Origin of the sequence: Spirosoma sp., from assembly GCF_026391055.1 — a bacterium.
Taxonomy (GTDB): domain Bacteria; phylum Bacteroidota; class Bacteroidia; order Cytophagales; family Spirosomataceae; genus Spirosoma.
Genome location: NZ_JAPLET010000022.1, coordinates 1,127,510 through 1,151,948, shown reverse-complemented (window position 1 = coordinate 1,151,948; position 24,439 = coordinate 1,127,510). Strand labels below are relative to the sequence as shown.

Here is a 24,439-nt window from a genome sequence, read left to right as displayed (position 1 = left end):
TGACGGGCAACAAATGGATACGCTACTTGAATGAATGCCGAAATTCCAGTGGAGTGGAATTGGTCTTGCTTTTGAACAACTTACTGAACGATTGGGAGTGTTCAAAACCCAGTATAAAAGCAATTTCACCGATGGATAAATTTGTGGTAGACAGTTTCTCTTTGGCCTTGGCAATGAGTTTGTCATGAATGTGCTGCTGGGTATTTTGGCCCGTTATCGTCTTGAGTAAACTACTGAGGTAAGTAGGCGACAGATTGAGCTGCCCAGCCAGATCCCCAACCGTTGGTAAACCGGTTTTGAGAAGTTCATCGGTGTCAAAATAAGTCTGGAGCACTGCCTCAAACCGGTCGAGAATCTGGTGATTGACCATCTTCCGCGTGATGAACTGACGCTGGTAGAACCGGTCAGCATAGGTGAGTAACACGTTGAGGTGCGCGATAATAACGGGTTGACTGAAGTTGTCAATCGGTGCCAGGTATTCGTGCTGAATCTGCTGAATGATGCCCACGATCATGGCTTCTTCCTTCTGGGACAGAAACAGGGCTTCCCGAATGGAATAATCAAAATAGTCGTACTGACGCATGGTTCTGGCCAGAGGTGTATTCCACAAAAAGTTAGGGTGAATCATCAACAGCCACCCCGTGTGGTCATGCGATTCCTCGGCGGTGAGTGCAAGTACCTGACCGGGTGCCATAAAGACCATCACGCCTTCATCGAAATCGTACACCTGCTGACCGTATTTCATCCGGCCGCCGAAATTCCATTTCAGCGCTATCGAATAAAAATTGTTGACGATGCTTTTAGGTTTATCCATCCCGCGTGGTTTGATATCGTCGAACCGGACTACACTAATGAGCGGGTGGTCCGGTTTGGGAAGCCCGGCGAATTGGTGGTAAGCGGCTATCGTATCGATTCGGAGAAGCGGCTCGGTTGACATGATGGGATGGGCTTAGGGCCGGGCTTTGCCTGGGGCAAAGCCCGGTAACACGCGTTACAGTGTATACAACAACGCTAATCCTTCGTTAAGTGCCATTGGCTTGCGACCAAGTAAATTTTCCAGGTCAGGGCTTACACTATCTTCCTGTCCATGAGCGATATCAGTAATAAATCTGGTGATTCGTTGGGCTACGATAGTAGGTAAACCGCGTCCGGTAAGTTGTGTTTCAAACGTGAGTGGCTCTGCCGGGGTGTAAGCGACGGGCTTGCCGGAAAGCGTAGTTAGAGCATCGGCTACGTCATGGAATGAATAAGACGCACTACCCGTTAGCTGGTAGGTGATGTTGTCTTCAGACTTACCCACCAGAGCATTGGCGATGGCTTCGCCCATCTCGCTGCGTAGCGCAAAGGCAACTTTGCCCTGTGCGGCTGGAAGATGGATACCCCGCTCGAAAACGGCGTCACCGCCCACAAATTGTGGGATGGCATCCATATACAGAATGTTCTGAAACAGCGTGTAGGCAAGTCCGCTTGCTTTGATGTAGTCTTCTGTCTGAAAGTGGCCCATCATCAGCTGATTGACCAGTGTAGCCGGGTCTCTAAGCGCCCGGCTCGTGTAGGCAATCCGTTGAACGGTTGCCTTCCGGGCCGCATCTACGACGTTTTGGTGCTGGCGAACCCGGTTTTGCTCGTCTGTACCGGCAATCAGCAGGAGAGTCTCTATACCCTGCATAGCGTGGTCGAGGGCCTCGGTATCGTCGTAGGAGCCCATGCGTATGGTTACTCCCAGGTCGATCAGGCTAGCGGTTTTTTGTTTGTCCCGCACTAAGGCAGCAATCTGACTGGCCGGTATTTTTTGCAGGAGCTGCCGAATGACAGCGGTACCTAATTGGCCGGTGGCTCCGGTTACTAGTATCATAGCGTTCCTTTGTTTTGGTTAGGACAAAGGTCCACCGTATTGCTTGCGAAGACGTAGCCGGATTTATGATTGTTGTAGTCAAATCAGGGCATGTCCGCAAAAAGGTACGGCGATGGCTCCGACATCGAACTGCAGAGTAGACTAACGAGTAAGCCTGTAAGTACATCGAGACCACTCGTTAGTCCATGTTAAGACGCTTTCAGAAAAATTGTTCATCTAAACCGTCTGTATGTCAATATCAGCGCTGGGGGCGTTATGCTTAACGGAGGCAATGCCTTTATCCCTTGACGCTTCGCTCTCATATAACTCGCTTGATCCTATAATTTGCCCATTACTGGCTTTCAAACTAAAATAATGCTTCCCATTAGACGATACTTTTCGATCAAACTTTGCGTCGTCCTGCGAGTTGATTTTAACTGATTCAACGCCATTCTGACAAGCAGATTTGGAGGAATAACCTTCGCTTGTTAGAATGATTTGCCCGTTACCGGCCTTCAGATTAAATTGAAATTCTCCATTTTTTCTGGTCGTAATTACAAATCTACCCATGGTTTGTATTATTTAAGTTAAGTATTACGAGAAATTGGGTGTTCAAAATGGACTACTAACTGACTTCGTAACCAGTTGACAGCCCCGATAACAAGCCTTTCATGCACTAAATGAGTAGTTAGTATTATTCACGCTTGGTTAGGTGACAAAAGGGGGGAAGATGTCGATTTATACTGCTTTCGTATAAGCTGATTGGGGTCGTTATTTGCATGTTTTCCACAGTAACAGTTTGCTGGTAAAAAGGGGCATAAAACAAAAGTGTGGATTTAAAGTGTAACTGCGTAAGATTTTGACCGCTGGAACAATTTGAGCCCGCGCGTAAACTGCGTTCTCAGGCCGGAAAGAGCAGTTCTGTTATTATTATGATATTAGTTAGAGAAATACGCTTATGATATTTGTGAAATTTGCCCTAGTGTTCGGAAGAATAAGAACAATATAAAAAAAGCTAAAAGAAGACATACTCATTGGTAATTTAGCTGTACTTTTTTGCCCTAAAACGTATGTACTTTAAGAATATTATAACTAATACTTTGTGTGTTACAATAGCCTTTTTGATAAGATAAATGACGTTTGTCTAACTAGGTATGTTGCTTTTTATCACTTATAAGGTGTCTTAATCTAAGTTGCTTAAACAAAAAATTTCTAAAATAGAATTCGTCTAAACTGCTTATAATTAACTACTTACATTGTATATTTTTGATTGTTTTTAACAACTAGATTATTCGTAAACTGCTTGCTGAATGGTAAATTTAGCAAGTGACGTGTACTTTCTTATTGGTTCTTTATCAGTAAAAAACAAATTATCATATGTCATATAAAATATAAATAAATTGTCAACTACTAAAATACTGATTAATTAACATTATTAAGCCAATACTGATTATTGTAAACTTAAGCTTAGTACGTATAGAATCTGGCTATGTTTTGGTTATCCTATTGCAGAAAAATTCTATTATTTCGAACTGTTGAAGCAATCCTTATAGGTCTTCTAATTAGGAGTTTAAGTACTAATATTCTTTATACTTTTTTTCATTCATGTGAATTTTACGAGATTAAAATAGACTTAAGCAGCGTTTGTATTATAGGATACCTAAATGGAATTTTTTTATAAAATAGATAAAAAGTGCTCGTACGATAGTTTTTCCCTCCTGCCAGCAACGAAAAAATTTTAGTATAACCAATATTGAGTATTATAGTATTTATAACTAGAAGAAGTATAGCTTAAAGGTATTTATGTCTTCGTTATTATTGACTAATATCCTTTTTAAGTTAACCACTAGTTAAGATAAAATCAGAATAGAGTAACAAATAGTATTGATGGACAGAATTCCTCTAGTGCCTCCAACTATCCACCCAGTAAACGAGCTTGTGCACCGGCCGCTTTGGTCGGTAATGATCCCTGCCTATAACTGCGCATTTTTTCTGAAGGAAACGCTTTTATCGGTGTTGGCCCAAGATCCGGGCGAAGATCAAATGCAGATTGAAGTGGTAGATGATGCCAGCACTGACGCCGATGTTGCAGGCCTCGTGGCTACCCTTGGTAAAGGCAGGGTGTCGTATTACAGGCAGCCACATAACGTTGGCAGTTTACGTAATTTCGAAACCTGTCTGAATCGTTCCAGAGGTTATCTAGTACATTTATTACATGGAGATGACCGCGTACGTCCGGGCTTCTATACTAAAATGGGCAGCTTGTTTGAGGCCTTTCCAACCATAGGAGCAGCAGCCTGTCGATACGCTTATATAGATGCATGGGGCAATGACCGTCAATGCAGCGACCCCGAACGACCGGACGATGGTCTGCTGGATAATTGGCTAATCCGTATAGCGCAGCAGGACCGGCTTCAGTATGTATCGATGGTTGTCAAACGTTCGGTCTATGAACATTTGGGAGGTTTTACGGAGTCACCTATGGCGAAGACTGGGAAATGTGGGTACGCATTGCCCGCTATTATCCGGTTGCCTATACGCCGGAAGTGCTGGCCGAGTACCGCGGACGTCCGCAATCCATTAGTGATCAGAAAATTGCAACGGGGCATGCGCTGCGGGATTTACGTTCGGTAATAGCGGTTATTCAGAACTACTTGCCCGAAGAACATAAGAAAACGGTCTTACAGCATAGTAAATCGGTGTATGTTCGCTATGGAATGTACGGCGCATTTAATGCCTGGAAAGATTCCGGGAATACCGATTATATACTGGGTACCATCCGGGAAGCATACCGACTTTATTCGGGTCCGTCATTTTATCGCATATTCACCAAGGTTTTATTTAAATTTATTTTGTATAATTGTGCTTTACATAAACCGAAAAGAGAAAACATAGATACTGATCATTTTTATCTTTCCGATACTAAAACAACAAAATAGAACACACTTTTAGGTTAGTTTACAGACAAAACCATCGTAGAAGCCGAATACTGGATTATCTATTATAAAGATAGTATGAATAGAACAGATAAGCAGTCTGAATGGGACTGGCAGATAACCAACAATACCCGGTGGTGGCAGTTGGATTTACGTGAGGTTTGGACATATCGAAATCTATTAGCCCGGCTGGTAAGGCGGGATTTCCTCCTAAGCTATCAGCAAACCTTGCTTGGCCCTGTCTGGACCCTGTTGCAACCACTTCTTACGGTATTCACGTATGTGCTGGTTTTTAGTAAACTTGTCGGTATCTCAACCGGAACGGTGCCGCCCGTCTTGTTTTACCTGACAGGAACGATACTGTGGGGCCTCTTCAACGATGTATTTACCGGAACCTCAACAACTTTCACAACCAACGCTGATCTATTCAGTAAAGTGTACTTTCCCCGGTTGGTGATGCCCTTTGCCTTTGTAAGTGCCCAACTCATGCGATTGCTTGTTCAATTGGCTTTGCTGGCTGCGTTTTTGATTTTTTATTCTTTCCGAACCGATGTAACCATACATTTAAATGCTTGGGCATTTGCTCTGCCCGGAATTCTGATCGTCGTGGCTTTACTGGGGCTGGCCGGTGGCTTGATCTTCTCGGTCATAACGGCCAAATACCGCGATTTAATGAATGTGGTGCCGATACTGATGCGTATAATGATGTACGTAACCCCCGTCATTTATCCTATGGATATTATACCGGTGAAGGTACGGTGGATTCTGGCTATCAATCCAATGACACCCATGTTTGAATTGTTTCGATATGGTTTGCTGGGAGAGGGTACGTTCACGAGTGCTCAACTGGTATATAGTCTGGTCTGTACCGTAGCCTGTTTATTGGTTGGGTTGTTTCTCTTTAACAAGCAGAAGGATGCTCTGATGGATATCCTTTAAAAACGAATTCATGACCAAGCTCGCAATCCAAGTCGATAATATATCGAAACTGTATCAGTTAGGGACAATTGGTACGGGTTCATTTAAAAGAGACCTCCACCGCTGGTGGTCAACTTCTGTCCGTAATCAGGACGATCCGTTCGGCCTGAACTCGACTGTTGAAAATGAGTCGCAGGCATCGCATATCTGGGCGTTGCGTAAGGTAAACCTGGATGTTGTGGAAGGAGACGTTTGGGGTATCGTTGGTGGCAATGGCTCCGGAAAGTCAACGCTTCTTAAAGTTATTTCGCGGATTATTCGGCCAACGCACGGCACCGTTCGGGGACGAGGCCGACTAAGCAGTATGCTGGAGGTTGGGACTGGATTTCACCAGGACTTATCGGGGCGCGAGAATATCTACCTGAGCGGCTACGTGCTGGGAATGAAGCGACATGAAATCCGGCGCCGGTTCGACGAAATCGTCGAGTTCTCCGGTATTGGCCAGTTCGTGGACACACCCGTCAAACGCTATTCGTCGGGCATGTACGTGCGTCTGGCATTTGCGGTAGCTGCCCATCTGGATTCTGATATCCTGATCGTAGATGAAGTGCTGGCCGTGGGGGATGCCGAATTTCAAAAAAAGTGCCTTGCCAAAATGCAGGAATTTACCCGCACCGAAGGACGGACAATTCTCTTTGTAAGTCACAATATGCAGGCTGTCAGTCAGCTATGTAAGCATATTTTGTGGTTGAAAAAAGGGCAGGTAGTTGCCAGCGGACCCATACAGTCGATCTTGAACCAGTATAGCAATCAGTCGCAGACCAATCAGTTGAGTCAGGTTTGGCAGACGCCCGAGGAGGCCCCCGGGAATCACTGGATTCGGCTTAAATCGGTTGAACTGGTCCCGCAAAAAGAAACGGAAAATGCGCTGGTCGATGTGCGTACGCCTTTAACCCTGAAATTCAATTTCTGGGTCTGTCAGGACGAGCTCCGTTTACTGATGGGTTTTCAACTGATGAATCAGACGGGCGAATGCGTTTTCGACATCATGACCCCCTTTACCGACTGCAAACGGGGGTTGGTGGAGGCCACGTGCGAAATTCCCGGAAATTTCTTAAATGATGGGTCCTATTCGATTTCGCTGATCGCCTACCGAAATTCATGGGAAGATTACTTCGACTATCAGAATTGCCTGTCGTTCGATGTCGAAGATTTCCGGGGAGATGGAATGAATTTCACCGGTAAATGGTGGGGGTCCGTTCGACCAAAGTTCCCGTTGACACTGATGCATAAGCCCGAAAACCAGCCGCTTAGCCTTTCTCTATGAAGCAATCATTTGTGTATCAGATCAGACACATCCAACTTGCCGAATCAATGGACTTACCCCCAGTACCAACCAATGAAACGGGGTGGTATCTGGTGTTCTGGTGGCGGCAAATACCCCTTGGGCATTTGTTCGTTGAGCCGGGTGAACGGGTAACAGCTGCTGAGTTAGCCGAGAAAGGCTGGCAGGCCATAGAGCCCACCCTGCGGGCTTACCGGGCATCACAAGCAGAGAATGCCCTGACCAATGGAATGGCTGCTACCCGGCCAGCCAATGTACAGGAAGCCCTTTCGACCACATTAAGCACCTACGACCTGGAGTCGCTGCCTGCCGAAGTGCCGATCTCGGTAGTGATCTGCACCCGAAATCGGGCAGCCGATTTGCAGATTGCCCTTCAGGCGTTAAAAGATCTGCCGTGCAAGCCAGCCGAGATTGTTGTTGTCGATAATGCCCCGACAGACAACAGTACCGCGCGTGTTGTGGAGAAGTTTCCGGATGTTATATACTGCCATGAACCTCGTCCAGGGCTTGATATTGCACGTAATTCGGGGATTCGGATGGCGACAATGCCTGTTATGGCGTATGTCGACGACGATGTGCAGGTGCACGCACACTGGGCGTACCACATCTGGAAAACCTTTCAGGATACGAACGTTGCCGCCATGACCGGGCTGGTGATTGCCGCCGAGCTAAACACTGAAGCACAGCTGATTTTCGAAAAGCACTGGAGCTTTAACCGGGGTTATGTTGATAAAACCTACGATGCCGCTTACCTCGACCATACGCTCTCGGCGGGGCCACCCATCTGGGAAATCGGAGCGGGAGCCAACATGGCTTTCCGGCGGGATCTGTTCGCAACAACCGGGTATTTCGACGAGCGGCTCGATGTTGGTGCTGCTGGCTGCAATGGCGACTCGGAAATGTGGTTCCGGATACTGACGCATGGCTACTCGGTGCATTACAACCCAAGAGCTGTTGTGTTTCATAAACACCGGCAGGAGCTGCCTGCGCTGAAAAAACAGCTGTTTAGCTATATGCGCGGACATACCGCAGCCGCTCTTATTCAGCAGGCCTATCATCCCTCGGCAGGGTACCGCCGACACGTATTTAAAAGCCTGCCACTTTATTACCTGCATTACCTTAAAGCGGGGTTTCCCGCCTATGGCTTCCGCCATCAGACCATAGGTATGGAAATAAGAGGGGCTTTGTCTGGTGTGCTTTTTTATCTCAAAAATCGTAATCGTCCGTCTCAACCGAACGTATAGCGTATGGTCAAATCGTATTTAGCTCGTCTTTTCCGATGGGGGCAACGCATTTATAACACGCTAACAGGAAAGCCTCCTTTGGTTACAGTAGTCATTACCTGCTACAACCACGGGCAGTTTCTGGCCGATGCGATCGACAGCGTCCTTCAGCAAACATGGTCGCCTGCTAGTAGGCTGGCCCAAATGGTAGATCCCATTGAGATTATTGTTGTAGACGATGGGTCGACGGATAACACCCGTGAGGTGTCGGCCCGGTACCGAAACGTTCAGTACGTCTATCAGGAGAATCAGGGATTGTCTGCGGCCCGCAACACCGGTATCAAGGCCAGTCGGGGGGATTTTTTAATCTTCCTGGATGCCGACGACTGGCTGTATCCAGCTTGTATTGATACCGGTTTGCGCCTGATGATAAAGAACCCGGCCGCTGCTTTTGTGTCGGGCGGTCACGATAAGGTCACGATAAACAAGCAACTTATTTCGTCCGAAGCCCAGTTCGTTGACACCAATCACTACCTCCGGCTTCTGGAGGGTAATTACATTGGTATGCACGCAACGGTGATGTATCGACGTACCGTTCTTGACTCTTATACCTTTGATACATCCCTGAAAGCCTGCGAGGATTATGATATGTACTTTAGGCTAGCCCGAACCTACCCCGTACTTCACCACACGAATAAAGTGGCGGCTTACCGGATACTACCCAAAAGTATGTCGGCCAGTAATACCAGGATGCTCGCTGCTGTATTGACTGTGCTGGGACGGCAACAGGAACTGCTGAAAGATGAATCGGAAAGAGAGGCTTACCAGCGGGGGCAGCAGATTTGGAAAGATTACTACGAAAGTCAGGTTGACCGTTTACCGGAAACGCCTTAGGGAAGTACGAGTATTGTTTGTTTTTGTTTGACATTTAACGGCAAGCCTATCAAAACGTTTATTAAAAAAAATGCCCCTGCTTTTGCTTTACGCTGGTTGAAGGAGCTAGGGGTATACAAAGCATTTACGCCACCAGTTGGGCAGGTTAAGTTTGGCGATTTTAACCGCACAACGCCATTCAGTACTCAATTCGGGTATGATCGGGGCGGACCGGTAGACCGGTATTATATCGAAAATTTCCTTCAGCAGAAGGCCGGTTGTATACAGGGAAGGGTACTTGAGATCGGGGATAATGAATACACACTCCGCTTTGGCGGCAAGCAGGTTACGAAGAGCGATGTCCTGCATATTCATAGCAACAACCCTGTAGCAACGATTGTGGGCGATCTGAGCGATGCACCGCATATTCCGGACAATAGTTTCGACTGCATCGTGCTGACGCAAACGCTGCATTTGATTTATAATGCGAAAGATGCGCTGAAAACCTGCGAACGAATCCTGAAGCCCGGTGGCGTATTGCTGCTTACCTCGCCTGGAATTTCGCAAATAGCCAGTGATGAATGGCAAAGTACGTGGTTCTGGTCATTTACGGCCACGTCAATGCGTCGGATGATGGGCGAAGTTTTTTCAGAGCAATCCGTTGAGATTGAGCAGCATGGAAATGTTTTCGTCGCTACGAGTTTCCTGTATGGGGTGGGCGTATCCGAACTGACCAAGGAGCAATTGGCGGCAAAAGACCCCAACTATCCGGTAATTATTACAGTGAAGGCTATTAAATCGCATATCTCTTGATCAGGATGTGGTGGCATAAGTTCTTCAATCGGACGTCGGCAAGTAAGGCGCTGATTCTGATGTATCACCGGGTAGACACCTTGCCGTGCGACCCGTGGCAATTGGCCGTTAGCGCTGAAAATTTTGAGCAGCAGCTGGCAGAAATCTGTCAGTATTGGCGCCCAATCTCGCTGCCGGAATTGCGTCGGGATATAGCAGCCCGGTCGGTTAAGGACCGGAGCGTTGTGCTGACCTTCGATGACGGCTACATTGATAACTTCGTCCAGGCAAAACCCCTTTTGGAAAAATATAAGGTGCCTGCTACCTTTTTCATCGCCACCCGGCATTGTGAAAGTCAGGCTCCATTCTGGTGGGATGAGTTACAGACAATACTTGTCGATGCGCCAAAACTTCCAGACCTGTTGCAGATACCAATCGGAAATGAGCTGTTGACCGCCGATCTGAGCAGCGAAACCGTACTTACTCCGTTGCTCCGGGAGAAGCAAAAGACCTGGGCAGCCTGTGTAAATACACCTACTGAACGGTGTTCTATATACGAAAAGATCTGGCAGCGTTTAAAGACGATGTCGGCAGAGGAGCAGCAAGTACAGATGGCCAGATTGAGAGAATGGGCCGTCTTGCCAAACGAAATACCAGCCACCCTGCGTTGCATGACGCCCGATCACCTGCATGCGTTAGCATCGAACTCACTATTTACCATTGGTTCACATACTATGAATCATCCGGCATTGGGTGAACGGCCTGCCCGTGAGCAAGCCACCGAAATCAGCGGGGGTAACCAATACCTTCACCAACAGATGGGCAGCCCGGTAAAGGTGTTCGCTTATCCGTACGGCAATTACAATGAAACGAGTGTGACACTTGTCAGAGAAGAAGGGCTCTCGACGGCGGTAACCACCGAGGAGGGAGCTGTAACAAGTCAAACTAACCCGTTGAGGCTGAATCGTTTCCAGGTGTGTAACTGGGATAAGCCGACGTTTGGAAAGAAGCTCGACGCGTGGTACTCACGCTCTTGAACGTAGTCGATAATAACCGTATATCTGTGTCATTCCGTCAATTACATACTACCTGAAGCGGTATACACTGCTTTCTCAGGAACAATGCATTGACTAAAAAAACGTTTAAAATGGACCGCATTCCGCAACACCCGCCCGTAATACCTTCATTACCAGAAGAGATGAACCGGCCGCTTTGGTCGGTAATGATACCCGTTTACAACTGTTCGAACTACCTGCGCGAAACGCTCAGCTCGGTACTGGCGCAGGACCCCGGTGCTGACCAAATGCAGATTGAAGTAGTGGACGATGCCAGCACAGATGCTGATGTAGCCGCACTGGTGGCCAGTATTGGGCAGGGACGTGTTCTGTATTATCGACAGCCACAAAATGTAGGTAGTCTGCGTAATTTTGAAACATGTATTAACCGCGCAAAAGGGCAACTGGTGCATCTGCTGCACGGTGATGACCGGGCCCGACCAGGCTTTTACCGCAAAATGGATGAGCTCTTCAGGAAATATCCCGAAATAGGTGCAGCTTTTAGCCGGTTCATACACATCGATGAAAACGGAAATCCGCTTTCCGAACAAAATCCCGTGATGGAGACCGAAGGGGTTATTCCCGACTGGCTCTATACTATTGCTAGACAGCAGTGTCTTCAATATGCCTGCAAGGTGGTAAGACGATCTGTATATGAGAAATTAGGGTCTTTCTATGGCGTGACCTACGGCGAAGACTGGGAAATGTGGGTACGCATTGCCCGCTATTATCCGGTTGCCTATACGCCGGAGGTGCTAGCCGAATACCGCGTCCATAATGACTCTATATCGAATGCTAAAACAATGGCTGGACAAACGGTTCGTGACTTAAAATTCCTTTCCAAGGTAATAAGTGAACATTTGCCCGATGCCGACAGAGCTAGAGTTTCGCGCCAATCGACCCGAATCTGGGCAGGTTATGAATTAGGTAAAGCAAGCGCATTATGGGATCGGACCCGTAATTACAAACAGGTTGAAACCTATGTTAAAGGAATTCTGGACCTGCACACAGATGTTGGCATTGTGTTGCGCGTTTGTAAACTGTATGCTAAAATGGCGATTCAGACAATTGTACCCCCGCCAAAACTAGCTAATACCCGTCCAATTGGACACTAATCAGTCAGGATGCTGAAATAGGCTTTGACATTATAGTTTCTGTACTATGATCAACTATTGGTAATTCGGTGATAAAAAAATCATCAACTCCGATGTCAAATTTTCGGGCAAACAAATAATTTTCTGATTTTGCCTCAGCCAGTTCGTTTAAGTCTTCCCGTTTAAATGTAACGGGAAGATGAACGCCTTTTCTCGACCAGTTTGCATAAGTAAGAGAAGGCTTGAAAGCTACTTTTTTTAAGACTTCTGGTAAGTTCATAACCAAGGTCTGGAAAAAGATCTCGTCGGGAGCGTGCGTGAATGTGTATTGATTTAAATGTTCGGGATTATTTTTCGTATGATCCAGAATTGCTTTAGCCGTTGAACGTGTAAATGCCCACCACTGGCTCCCTCCATAGTTTTCCGAAAAAAAAGACGTTCGTTTTTGTGTAAACTCTTTCAGATTTACTAATTCAGTATATCTTTTTTCCGTCAAAACTAATAGCACAAATTTCACCACTCGTCTTAATTCATAAAGAAACGAACTAATGGAATGAATTGGCTTGATACTGACGGCTAATCTTGGTCTGAAATGAGTAGTATAGGAAAAGAACCGTCTTGAGCTTTCCTCTGGATCTAAAAATTGTTCAGCCTTATATATGTCTATAAAATTTACATTCTTATTAGCTGATAGGAAGCTTGTTATGGCTGCGTTTGATACAAGAGGCATACAGGCACCAGACAATAATATTAAGTGTCCATCTTTTCCTAGATTTAAGGCAAATTCAATTAGTAATAAAGTAGCTCGTACAATCGATATATTTCCCCAAATACATGATAGTCTGTCTTCAAGAAAATAAACGTTTTCCGCGTTTATCATTGATTTAAAACTGCTAATAGTTGAGTCCTTATCAATATGAATCACGAAAATAGAACGGTCATCGTTTAATTTATTGACCAACGCCTGAAGTTGTAAAGGCTTGTCATGAGCAAGTATTAAATATAGTTTGTATTGCATTGACGCTAAATAAAAGAAAACTCTACAGATATAGTAGGAATACGCACGGTAAATTATCAACTACTGACAAACGTTAATCAGCTAATGAATATGGTTTTATATATAGCATATGGAGCTGGTCTGATGTAATTTTTGTGGGAAATTATGAGTTAATAATGAATCTATATCTATTTTGAATAACTTATTTTTAATGAAAGTGTGCAATATATTAAATATGGTAATTATAATACATTAAAAACGAATTAATGTGTATAAATCCTAGATTTAGTGCTTGCTGTTTATATACGGTATTCATATCATAATAACTTTTATATAGATAACTAATTTACGCTTCCATCACCTGGATATCACAAGATACAGGTAACGCCGGTTGATGATTTCATAAACAGAAACGCCGTCGTTGTGAGTATTGGTAATTCGTTGGCTGCTTTATGTAGTATGACTACAATGATAAAACCTCTGCTTTTTTTGTTAACCCTGGGGCTGTTGGCTATGAGCGCAGCCAAACCCACTCGTGTCGTGTTCTTTGGCGATTCCATCACCCAGGCGGGTGTGAATCCTGGCGGTTATATTGACCGACTTCGTAAAATGATACCTGCCGACCAGTTCGAACTAATTGGCGCGGGGATCGGTGGTAACAAGATTTATGACCTCTTTCTTCGAATGGATGAAGATGTCTTGGCGAAGCAGCCCGATGTGGTGGTGGTTTGGGTAGGTGTCAATGACGTTTGGCATAAAGCCTCCTATGGTACGGGTACAGACCCTGATAAGTTTATGAAATTTTATGAAGCAGTGGTCAAAAAGCTGAAAGCGGCCAATGCCCGCGTCATCTTGTGTACGCCAGCCACCATCGGTGAAAAAACCGACTTCAGTAATCAGCAGGATGGGGATCTGAATCAGTACAGCCAGTTGATCCGTGACCTCGCCAAACGCCAGAACTTACCGCTGGTCGATTTACGTAAGGCCTTCCTGGACTACAACCTTAAAAATAACCCCGAAAACAAAGAGAAAGGGGTTCTTACCACCGACCGTGTGCATCTGAACGAGGCTGGTAATCAGCTTGTTGCTGAGCAGATGAAGGCCGTATTAATGAATGCCGGAAAATAAGTAGCGCTTTAACGTTTACACACTTACGCCAGTCGCTATGCTTTCGTTTAATTCGTTTTGTAAAACTTTGTTGGCCGTTCTGCTTGTACAGGTAGCGGTCAGAGCGCAAACAAACCCGCTCACGTCTGCCGTTTCGGTAGCCGGTCACCCAAGGCTGTTGCTGCTGAAAGGGGAAGAGGAGGGGCTGAAACGAGCAATCGGTGCTGATAAAAGCTGGGAGAAACTTAACCAGGCTATTCTGACCGAGTGCGATCAATTGGTGAGTGTCGAGCCGCTGAAACGGATTCAAATTGGTCGTCGACTGCTTGATAAATCGAGGGAAGCACTACGCCGGATTTTCTACTTATCATATGCCTGGCGGATGACCCACCAGGAGAAATATCTGAAACGGGCTGAAATCGAACTATTAACCATAGCGGCCTTCTCCGATTGGAACCCCTCACATTTTCTGGACGTAGCCGAAATGACAATGGCTGTTTCGATAGGCTACGACTGGCTGTACAACGATTTGTCCGAACAATCGCGTCTGTCTATCAAACAAGCGATCCTGAATAAAGGCATCGAGCCATCTCTGGATACGAAGTACAATAGCTGGCTGAAAAGTACCAATAATTGGAATCAGGTGTGTAATGCCGGTATCACCTACGCAGCCATTGCCCTCTACGAAGATCAGCCGGAACAGTCACGGATGTTAATCAACCGGGCTGTTGCCTCGGTGGTACTACCCATGGGCGATTACAAACCCGATGGGGCATATCCTGAAGGCTATAGTTACTGGGGTTATGGAACGAGTTTCAATGTCATGCTCATAAGTGCCCTCGATAAACTTTTTGGGAGTGACTTCGGGCTATCGGCACAACCCGGTTTTCTGCAAACGGCGGCTTACCTGGAAAACATGACAGGACCGTCGGGCAATGCGTTTAATTATTCGGACTCAGGCTTGAATGGTGAGTTACAACCCGCTATGTTCTGGTTCGCAAAAAAACGTAATGACTCCTCGTTGCTCTGGATTGAACGCAGCCGGTTAATGAATGGTGATCTGAAAAAACAACTTCGGGATCGATTGCTGCCTGCGGCTCTGCTCTGGGGCAATGGAATAGGGATAACCCGGATAAAGGAGCCTAAATCAACCATGTGGGTTGGCGAAGGTAAAACGCCTGTTGCCCTGATGCGCACATCCTGGTCCGACCCGGCGGCAATTTTTGTCGGCATAAAGGGGGGAAGCCCTTCAACAAGTCACGCGCATATGGATGTTGGTTCATTTGTGATGGAGGCCGATGGTGTGCGCTGGGCAATGGATTTTGGTATGCAGGAATATGAATCACTGGAATCTAAAGGAGTAGATTTGTGGAACATGCGGCAGAACTCGCAACGATGGCAGATCCTACGTTACAATAATTTCGCGCACAATACCCTAAGTGTCAATGATGAATTGCAGGCAGTTGATGGGAAAGCACCGCTTATAGCCCACTCCTCGTCCACTGATTTTAAGAGTGCTCAATTCGATCTGTCGAGTGTGTACAGGCAGTCACTGGCCAAGGCGAGCCGGGGTATAGCTATTGTAGACAATGCCTATGTAGTCGTTCAGGATGAACTCGAAACAACACCCGTTGAGACTACAGTACGATGGACACTCCTGACCCCCGCGAGCGTGAAGTTGACAGGAACTAATCGGGCTGAACTGACCAAAGATGGCAAAGTGCTGACGATTCAGGTTATGGAGCCTGGCCAGATTGACTTCAAAACCTGGTCAACGGTGCCTGTCCATGAATATGATGCCCCAAATCCGGGAACAATGCTGGTAGGGTTCGATGTAAAAATTCCGGCTAATACAAAGTCGGCCATTCGCGTGGTTCTCACGCCGGGCTCTTCAGCCAGTCAGAAAAAGCAAGCTCCGAAATCATTGGCCCAGTGGCCGCGCTAGGTAGAACGAGTGTATTGCCATTAAGGTATCAAATTGGGTGTAGTCATCAGGCTACACCCAATTTGTTTTTCGGCCTATCGTGGGTTGCGTATTTTGGCTAAGAGCTGAGTGTTATTGGAAGCGGAAAGACGTTAGGCATAGACTAGGCTCAAGATGAGCCCTGGCAACTGTCCGGAAGAAAAGAGGATATTAAATATGTATTAAAGATAAAGTTTTTACAGAATCGGAGCCGCAACCGTTTGTGGGAACGGTTGCAAAAAAAAAACGCCACATCTATAAGTAAACCCTGTTTAAATTGAACTCTGTATGGAAAAAGGCTCAAATTGTATTGTCTATTTATTTACTGTAAGCTTCTCATAAGCTTTGGTTTGATTAAATAGACATTAAAGAGGGTCAGCTGAAAAGTGAACTTTTAAAAGTAAGAATAATGAATGGTCAAGCGGGCTGACATAAGTCTCACAGACCGGTTGACGCTCGTAAGCAGTTACTCTAGAGGATTCACTTAAGTCAATTTTCAACTTTTATGTTAAACTAACTATGCGAAACATTTACCTCTTCCGAAGGGCAGCGCTTGTATGGCTCTTCATTTTACACATGGTTGTCAGTATTTCCGTTTCGGCAAGCTCAGCAGACCAGCCCGTATCCGGAAAAATTACTGACGAAAAAGGCGACGCACTGCCCGGCGTAAGTGTCGTTATTAAAGGTACGTCACGTGGTACGACGACGGATGCAACCGGCCAGTTCAAGATCAGCGTGCCTTCCGGTAAAGCCGTGCTGATCGTCAGTTTTGTTGGCTACGTTCGGCAGGAGGTCGACGTAAACAATCGTTCAGTCATTAACGTGCAGTTGCAAAACGACGATAAGGCACTCGAGGAAGTTGTTGTTGTTGGCTATGGCACCCAGAAAAAAGTGAACCTGACGGGAGCCGTATCGACAGTCGATTCCAAAGCACTTCAATACCGGCCAACAACAAACCTGGCTAATGCCTTGCAGGGTGTTACGCCCGGACTCACGATTACCCGTCAGAGTGGACAGCCCGGTAATGAATCTATTCGACTTCAGATACGGGGTGTTACGTCGGCCAACGGCAACGTTGATCCGCTGGTCATTCTGGATGGTGTGAGTGTTCCTATTTCGACCATGACTACGTTGAACCCCAACGATATCGAAAGTATCAGCGTACTGAAAGATGCAGCAGCAGCGGCAATCTACGGCGCGCAGGCCGCGGGCGGGGTTGTGTTGGTTACGACCAAGAAAGGTAAATCAGGTAAAGTAACCTTCGACTATCTGGCTCAATATGGTACCGACTGGTCTATTAATGTACCGGGCCGCATGAGCTTGCTGGAAGAAGCCCAGTTCTCCAACCTGGCACGGGCAAACTCGGGTAGCGCACCTGAATATACCGAGGATGATTTGCAGCGTATTCGTAACAACATCCCCTATGTTGTCAATCCGGCCGATACGGGCACCTATCTGTATTATAATCAACAGTCACTGACAGACCAGTTGTTGCGGAAATACACGGCCATGAAAACTCACAACTTTACCGCACGGGGTGGTAGCGATAAAGTGAATTTCCTGCTTTCGGCGGGGTACTATGAGAAACAGGGGGTATTTAAAATAGGCCCGGATAACATGAAGCGGTATAACGTCCGGCTCAATTTGGGGGCTCAGCTTACCAAACATCTCTCGCTCGATACCCGCCTGTCGTACTCGCTGGAACAGGTCAGGCAGTCATCTACCGATGCCAATGGAAGCGGGTTGCTGTATCAGGTGTACCGGCTTCGAACCAGAACGCCTTTCTTTACACCCGAAGGACGGTATAATGGCGCTGGGTCGGCGGCTACGGCCTATGGGTTGCTCGAATCGGGTGGGTATAACAACCAGAACAAACGCCAGTTCGATGGCGTAGTAACGCTCCAGGCGGCAAACTTTGTTAAAGGGCTCACGTTACGCAGTGTGGCCGGTGTTCAGTATCGGCCGTCACTCCGGCAGCAGTTTGCCCGTACCGTACCGCTCTGGGGTAAATCCCGGATTTTAAGCTATGCGAATAATCCCAATTCCTATCAGGTAACCAACGAACTGGTTCGCAACACGAATCTTCAGTTTCTGGCTACTTATGAGTACAAGTTAGGAGAGAAGCATAATTTTTCGATACTGGGCGGTTATCAGTGGGAAGATTACCGCGAGGAAGGGGTCGCCACGGCTTCCTCAAACCTGGTAAGTAATGACTTGCCAACCCTGAATCTGGGCGACGACCGTACAAAAAGCAACAGCGAATACGTACGGGCCCGCGCATTCCAGTCGGTATTCGGCCGGTTCAATTATAATTTCGACGGTAAATACCTGTTTGAGGCTACACTGCGTCAGGATGAGAGTTCCAAACTGGCCTCCGGTTTGCGAACCAAGATTTTCCCCTCGGCTTCGGCTGGCTGGAACCTCCAGCGCGAAGACTGGTTCGCCAAGGCATTACCGCTGTTCACCGAATTTAAACTTCGGGCATCGTGGGGACGTTTGGGCGGTGCTTTGGGCGATAACATTGGAAACTATGACTACCTGAGCCAGCTAAGTCGCGGTTCGGCGCTGGTACTGGGTGATGCCCGAACATCCTATATCTTTCAGGGCTCAATCCCCTCGGCCGCTCTTTCCTGGGAAACCATCGAAACCAGCGACGTTGGAATCGATCTGGGCTTCTTCCAGAACCGGCTGCAACTGACTGCCGATTACTACGTGAAGTTTAACCGTAATATGCTTACTCCGCTGCAACTACCCGGCACGATCGGTATCGGTACGCCAAGGCAGAATAACGGCGAACTGAAATCGTGGGGTTGGGAAACAGAAGTTAAATACCGTGATCGGATCGGTAAAGATTTCACCTATTCCGTAGCCGTTAACCTGTCTGATAACTTCAACAAACTGGTGAGTTATGCCGGGCGGACGGTAGTTGGTGCCGGCACGAACAACTTGATCGAAGGCTACCCTATCAACACCATTTGGGGGTATCAGACGGCGGGCTATTTCCAGTCGGCTGATGAGGTAAAAAACTGGGCGTTTCAGGATAACCGGACCGGGGCGGGGGATATTAAATACGTGGACTTAAACGGCGACAGTAGAATCAATGTCGGTAAAGGCTCAATTGCCGATCATGGCGATCTGGTACTGATTGGTACCACCCAGCCACGTCTTCAGTTTGGTCTGACGTTAAGTGCCCAGTGGAAAGGGTTTGATCTCACCGTCTTTATGCAGGGGGTGGGTAAGCGCAGTTACCGGCCAAACACAGAGTCGATCGCTCCCTTGCTAGTTACCTGGAAACAGGCTTTGGCCATTCACAACGATTACTGGACCCCCGAAAATCCCAATGCGCTGTACCCAAGGCCGTATGTTGGTGCAACACATAACTACTTATCTTCCGATAAATGGGTGCTCAATGCCAGCTACATGCGGATGAAAAACCTGCAGTTTGGCTACACACTGCCAAGTACATTGACGCAGAAGGTACGAATAAGCCAGGCTCGCTTCTTCTTCTCAGGACAGGATTTATTTACGGTGTCCGGGTTGAAGGCATTCCAAGGGTATTACGATCCCGAAATGCGTGATGGTGTCGAGAATGATTACCCATTCTTTGCCACCGCTTCGGTGGGGCTGAACGTCTCCTTTTAATGAACCGACTCACGTAGAACGAATCATTAGTTAGCCATGAAAAAAAGTTTTAGATACATAATTGTTGCCCTGGGTATGGCCATGGGCTTACCCGCCTGTGAGGTGGAACGCCTGCCCGAAACATCAATCAGCGACCAGACTTTCTGGCGCTCGGAAGGCGACCTTAAAGCCGCAGCCAATTACCTCTATACCTTCCTTCCCGGCTGGTCGACAGATGATGTCTGGTCGGATGACGCCATTGGGCTGGCATCTAACAATATCAGTGATGGTTCTCGGCTGGCCCCGGCCACCGATGGAAATTACAACAACAACTACAACCTGATCCGGGCAGCCAACAACATCGTTGAGAAAGCGCCCCGCGCATCTGGAAATGCAGCGCAAACGGTTATTGACCGGTATTCGGCTGAGGCTCGTTTCTTCAGAGCATGGGGTTATTTTGCGCTGGTGCAGCGTTACGGTGAAGTTCCCCTTATTCTGAAAACACTCGACGAGTCGTCGGCCGAATTAACCGCCCCGGCTAGTCCGCGCGAGGCCATCTTCGAACAGATTTATCAGGATCTTGACTTTGCTGCCCAAAAACTGCCGACTCATACAACATTGGGAACGGCTGATTTTGGCCGTGTCAGCAATACCACCGCGCTGGCATTTAAGGCAAGAGTTGCCCTGTTTGAAGGAACGCGGGCTAAATTTCATGCCTATGGTGATCCAACCAAACACCTGAAAGCGGCTGCGGATGCCGCCAAGGCGGTGATTGACAGCAAGCAGCACAACCTGTATACCGGGCAGTATTTCGATCTGTTTCAAATGCCGGGCGAAGGGCGCCAGAATCCCGAGAATATTCTAGTGAAGCAGTTTGGTGTATCACTGACGGAGCGCGTCGTTACCCATTCCTATTACCGGGGTTCACTCGAAAACGGAAATATGAATCCGACAAAAAGTCTGGCCGATTCATACCTGATGAAAGATGGATTGCCCATCACCAAATCACCCCTCTACAAAGCGCCGGTGGCGTCAGTCGATGTGTTCCGTGACCGCGACATCCGGATGAGTGATACGTTCATGAAGCGTGGTGATCCGATGATGACCACCAAACCCATTTTTGATATTGCGCCACTGGTGTTCAATAAAACGGGATTTATGTTCCGCAAAACGGCTAACATCGACGACTGGAACACGCAAGCCTCAACCATCGACCGGCCCATCATTCGGTATGCCGAAGTTCTGGTAACCTATGCCGAAGCCCTCTTTGAACTGAATGGAACGATTAGTGACGCCGACCTCGACCTTACCGTCAATCGGCTGCGACAGCGGGGTGGTGTGGCAAAACTGACCAACTCATTCGTAACGGCAAACGATCTGACCATGCGCGACGAAATCCGTCGGGAACGTCGGGTCGAATTGGCGCAGGAGGGATTCCGGTATTGGGACCTGATCCGCTGGAAAACGGCCGAAGTTGAACTGCCCAAACCTGTATTAGGAAATTTCTTTTTCAAAACGGAGTTTGGTACGGTAGCCGCTGTTCGGCTCACCGCCGACAACTACATTCTGGTTCAGGATGCCAGTTTCCGTAAGTTCGATGCCAAGAAAGATTATCTGTGGCCATTGCCCATTAACGAAATTGCCCTGAATCCGTCCCTGAAACAGAATCCGGGCTGGTAATAACTAGCCAGATAGCTTTTATCTCAAACCAACTAATCCGACGGCAGTAGGCTTTCTTCTATAAAAGACCTACTGCCGTTTTTGGTTAATGGTTAGTAGTTATTGGCGATAAAGCTAGACTCAGAATTAGATACCTGCTACCCGGTACAGTATAACTATTAACGGCTAATCAATAACTACCACCCATTAACCATTCCGGGTCTTTACTTCTCTTTCGTATGAAAAAAATCTTTTTTTTAGCTTTTGTCGGACTGGTGAGCTTATCCGCTTTTGCACAGAAGCAGAATCTGTTGAGCGGTAAATTTTCGAAAGAAGCGTTGCAGAGCGTGTTGATTCCGCAGGCAAAATGGGCTCCTTTTCCGCGTCGTGACGATCGGGCAGGCTGGGCCAAAGCGGATCAGACGATGATGAAATCGTATCTCAAAAAAGCGGAATCGTACCTTGGGTACCAGTGGCCTTACGTGCCTGCAACGAAATCACTATTGATTGAGCGAACCGGCGACCGGGACCAGTATCAGGCCGTAAGTTTCGAAAAACGCGAAGTGCTGGGTACCTTACTACTGGCCGAAATTTATGAAAACAAAGGACGTTTTGTTGACCAGATTATTGACGGCGTCTGGTCAATTTGCGAAGAGTCTTTCTGGGGTGCATCGGCCCACCTGCCGAAGTCGAAGGAGTACGCAGGCTTGATGGATGTGTCCAAACCGTTTGTCGATCTATTCGCGGCCGAAACGGCTACTTATCTGGCCTGGGTAGATTTCTACCTGGGCGATAAACTTGATGCCGTTTCTCCGCAAATCCGAAAGCGGATTTACAACGAAACCAATTACCGTATTTTTCAGCCACTCATGACAAAACCACACGGCTGGATGACAAAAACAGCCGCCGGGCGCGCGCCCAACAACTGGAATCCGTGGATTTGCTCGAACTGGCTTAATGCGGTGCTGTTGCTGGAGAAAGACGACAGCAAACGGACGGCCTCCGTACACAAGCTGCTAACCGTACTGGATGAGTTTCTTAATCCATACCCGCAGGATGGCGGATGCGATGAGGGACCAAGTTACTGGGGAGCCGCAGCTGCTTCGCTGTACGACAATATTGCCATGCTCAACACGGCCAGCAACAATGCCTTTGAGTATGTGTATGCCGATGATAAGTTTAAGAACATGGGCCGATTCATCTACCGGGCACAGATCAGCGAGAAATACTTTCTAAATTTTGCCGATGCCGATCCGCAACCTGGTATGGCTGCCACCATGATCTACCGGTATGGAAAAGCCATTAATGATCCGGATATGATGAAATTCGGGGCTTTTTACCGCAAACCAGAAGTGGGCGACATTGGCAAGTTTCATTATTTTCGGCATTTCTACGCCCTGTTTATGCAAGATGAATTCCAAAAGGCTGTTCAGGGGTTACCATTGCCCAAAAATGTGTGGCTGCCGGACCTTCAGGTATTTGCCGCCCGCGATCAGGGCGGCACAACGGATGGTTTTTACGTAGCGGCCAAAGGCGGGCATAACGACGAAAGCCATAACCACAATGACATCGGCAATTATGTGGTGTATTACAATGGACAGCCGCTGTTGATTGACGTCGGACGGGGCACGTACACGGCCAAAACGTTCAGCGCCAGGCGGTACGATATTTGGTACAACTGCTCCGATTTCCACAACCTTCCGACCGTAAATGGAGTGAATCAACTTCCGGGAAGGGCATTTGAGGCTACCAATGTTACATACAAATCAGACAATACGTCTACACTGTTTGGGGTTGATATTGCCAAGTCATATCCAAAAGAAGCGGGTATTAAAAGCTGGCAGCGGTCTATTCGTTTAAACCGGGGCAAGGGCGTTAAGGTAGAGGATGTTATCAGTTTAAGTCAGGTTAACTCACTGACGCAGCACCTGATGACCTGCTACCCGGCCGAGATTGGTAAACCTGGCGAACTGATCATACATTATACTCCGAAAGCCGGAACGGCTAAAGACTTCATTGTGCATTTTAACCCGAAACAAATGCAGCCAACTGTTGAAAAAGTGAAGCTCGAAGCACCTGAAGACCGGGGTATCGTTACAAAGTGGGGTGATACGATCTACCGGATCAATTTTCGGGTGCTCTCGCCTAAACCAGCTGATAAACTGATGTTTGAAATAGCGGCCAAGTGATTTTGCGGAGGTCTCGTAGCGACTCTGCAAAAGCCTTATTTTTTGCTGAAATCCAGATCGTAGTTTACATTTAGGCGAAAGCCGTTGTTGATTTCGAAGACGGGCTTTTGGGTGACTAGTTCCAGTTCGGGGTGTTGCGAAATCTGGTTGAGATAATTTAACTCAATTTTGAACGCATCACTAAACTGGTAGCCCAGACCACCCGAAATTCGATTCTGGTTAAAGACGTTCTGCTCGACATTTCGGCCGAACCCAATAAAAATCTCATCGAAGAAGTTTACGTAAAATTCGCCGTCATCCAGCGTGGAGCCTTTCAGTGGAATGGTACCCGAAATCTGGTAGCGGCCCCGATTCTGGTATTCCCAGCTTTCGATATGACGTGGATTCGCGTCGGCCCCCGTACCAAGCCACCGCTGTTCGAGCCGGAAGCGGTGGCTTAACGCTACAATTCCAACGGTAGCACGTAGCTGAATATCCTGGTGTGTTCGGTTTTCGATGGTCGGCACACCTGCATCGGCCACGGGGTAATCACCATAAGGAAAAGTCGTAAAGAATGTATAGCCGCCCGCCAGCTTAACCTGATCATTCAGCTTATATACCAGTCCGAGTCGGGCGAGTGACTGCTGCCAGGACTCAATCAGCTCCACCCGGCGCCATTGGTATTCAGTATGTAGTGCCCATCGTTTAGTAAGCTTATGGTCACCGTTATACGTATACCAGCCAATGGCGTTGCGGTCAATGATTCGGTTTTGCTGCCCGAAACCGCTGATTGAGAGTAGGGTAAAGAAAAGAAGGAAACGAAATCGCATCAGGTGATTTTTAGAAAGCACTTA

18 protein-coding genes are annotated in these 24,439 nt (G+C 47.3%); 13 read left to right on the top strand and 5 right to left on the bottom strand.

Annotated features, from left to right (window positions below; all coding sequences use genetic code 11):
- Positions 1-22 precede the first annotated feature (22 nt).
- The 3 genes from NT073_RS20235 to NT073_RS20225 form a co-directional block, all read right to left on the bottom strand.
- Positions 23-937 (bottom strand): helix-turn-helix transcriptional regulator, encoded by a 915-nt coding sequence (locus tag NT073_RS20235; RefSeq protein WP_297377020.1) that lies wholly within the window; start codon positions 935-937, stop codon positions 23-25.
- Between the two features lie 54 nt (positions 938-991).
- Positions 992-1,855: an SDR family oxidoreductase gene (locus tag NT073_RS20230; RefSeq protein WP_297377018.1), complete on the bottom strand. Its 864-nt coding sequence runs from the start codon at positions 1,853-1,855 to the stop codon at positions 992-994.
- A 216-nt stretch (positions 1,856-2,071) separates the two neighbouring features.
- Entirely contained in the window at positions 2,072-2,404 is a 333-nt protein-coding gene (locus NT073_RS20225) for a YegP family protein (RefSeq protein ID WP_297377016.1), read from the bottom strand.
- 1,392 nt (positions 2,405-3,796) lie between these two features.
- On the opposite strand from NT073_RS20225, the gene NT073_RS20220 reads away from it, so the two are divergent.
- The 8 genes from NT073_RS20220 to NT073_RS20185 all read left to right on the top strand — a co-directional run bounded on the left by NT073_RS20220 (position 3,797) and on the right by NT073_RS20185 (position 12,091).
- Positions 3,797-4,468, top strand: a complete 672-nt coding sequence (locus NT073_RS20220) for a glycosyltransferase family 2 protein (RefSeq protein WP_297377014.1) — start codon at positions 3,797-3,799, stop codon at positions 4,466-4,468.
- Positions 4,469-4,848: 380 nt separating this feature from the next.
- Positions 4,849-5,709: an ABC transporter permease gene (locus NT073_RS20215; protein ID WP_297377012.1), complete on the top strand. Its 861-nt coding sequence runs from the start codon at positions 4,849-4,851 to the stop codon at positions 5,707-5,709.
- Positions 5,710-5,719: 10 nt separating this feature from the next.
- Positions 5,720-7,015: an ABC transporter ATP-binding protein gene (locus NT073_RS20210; RefSeq protein WP_297377010.1), complete on the top strand. Its 1,296-nt coding sequence runs from the start codon at positions 5,720-5,722 to the stop codon at positions 7,013-7,015.
- Complete coding sequence (locus NT073_RS20205; protein WP_297377008.1) at positions 7,012-8,277, top strand: glycosyltransferase; 1,266 nt, start codon at positions 7,012-7,014, stop codon at positions 8,275-8,277. The genes NT073_RS20210 and NT073_RS20205 overlap by 4 nt, the downstream gene beginning before the upstream one ends.
- Positions 8,278-8,280: 3 nt before the next feature.
- Positions 8,281-9,150: a glycosyltransferase gene (locus tag NT073_RS20200; protein ID WP_297377006.1), complete on the top strand. Its 870-nt coding sequence runs from the start codon at positions 8,281-8,283 to the stop codon at positions 9,148-9,150.
- A gap of 27 nt (positions 9,151-9,177) precedes the next feature.
- Entirely contained in the window at positions 9,178-9,942 is a 765-nt protein-coding gene (locus tag NT073_RS20195) for a methyltransferase domain-containing protein (protein ID WP_297377004.1), read from the top strand.
- 5 nt (positions 9,943-9,947) lie between these two features.
- Positions 9,948-10,958 carry a polysaccharide deacetylase family protein gene (locus NT073_RS20190; RefSeq protein ID WP_297377002.1) on the top strand — a complete coding sequence of 337 codons (1,011 nt, stop codon included), beginning with the start codon at positions 9,948-9,950 and terminating at the stop codon, positions 10,956-10,958.
- A gap of 110 nt (positions 10,959-11,068) precedes the next feature.
- Positions 11,069-12,091, top strand: coding sequence for a glycosyltransferase (locus NT073_RS20185; protein ID WP_297377001.1), 1,023 nt, complete (start codon positions 11,069-11,071; stop codon positions 12,089-12,091).
- A gap of 4 nt (positions 12,092-12,095) precedes the next feature.
- On the opposite strand, the gene NT073_RS20180 is transcribed toward NT073_RS20185, so the two are convergent.
- Positions 12,096-13,088, bottom strand: coding sequence for a beta-1,6-N-acetylglucosaminyltransferase (locus NT073_RS20180; RefSeq protein WP_297377000.1), 993 nt, complete (start codon positions 13,086-13,088; stop codon positions 12,096-12,098).
- A 447-nt stretch (positions 13,089-13,535) separates the two neighbouring features.
- Here NT073_RS20180 and NT073_RS20175 point away from each other — a divergent pair, with 447 nt between their 5' ends.
- The 5 genes from NT073_RS20175 (at position 13,536) to NT073_RS20155 (ending at position 23,606) form a co-directional block, all read left to right on the top strand.
- Positions 13,536-14,195, top strand: coding sequence for a GDSL-type esterase/lipase family protein (locus NT073_RS20175; protein WP_297376998.1), 660 nt, complete (start codon positions 13,536-13,538; stop codon positions 14,193-14,195).
- Between the two features lie 37 nt (positions 14,196-14,232).
- Positions 14,233-16,119: a heparinase II/III family protein gene (locus NT073_RS20170; RefSeq protein WP_297376996.1), complete on the top strand. Its 1,887-nt coding sequence runs from the start codon at positions 14,233-14,235 to the stop codon at positions 16,117-16,119.
- A 537-nt stretch (positions 16,120-16,656) separates the two neighbouring features.
- Positions 16,657-19,779: a TonB-dependent receptor gene (locus tag NT073_RS20165; RefSeq protein ID WP_297376994.1), complete on the top strand. Its 3,123-nt coding sequence runs from the start codon at positions 16,657-16,659 to the stop codon at positions 19,777-19,779.
- Between the two features lie 36 nt (positions 19,780-19,815).
- The gene (locus NT073_RS20160; protein WP_297376992.1) at positions 19,816-21,438 is read left to right on the top strand and encodes a RagB/SusD family nutrient uptake outer membrane protein; all 1,623 of its coding nucleotides are present in this window, start codon (positions 19,816-19,818) and stop codon (positions 21,436-21,438) included.
- A 218-nt stretch (positions 21,439-21,656) separates the two neighbouring features.
- On the top strand, positions 21,657-23,606 hold the full coding sequence (locus NT073_RS20155) for a heparinase II/III family protein (protein ID WP_297376989.1): 1,950 nt from the start codon (positions 21,657-21,659) through the stop codon (positions 23,604-23,606).
- A gap of 35 nt (positions 23,607-23,641) precedes the next feature.
- On the opposite strand, the gene NT073_RS20150 is transcribed toward NT073_RS20155, so the two are convergent.
- A complete protein-coding gene (locus NT073_RS20150) occupies positions 23,642-24,415 on the bottom strand; it encodes a DUF2490 domain-containing protein (RefSeq protein ID WP_297376987.1) in 774 nt (257 codons plus the stop codon).
- Positions 24,416-24,439: the final 24 nt, after the last annotated feature.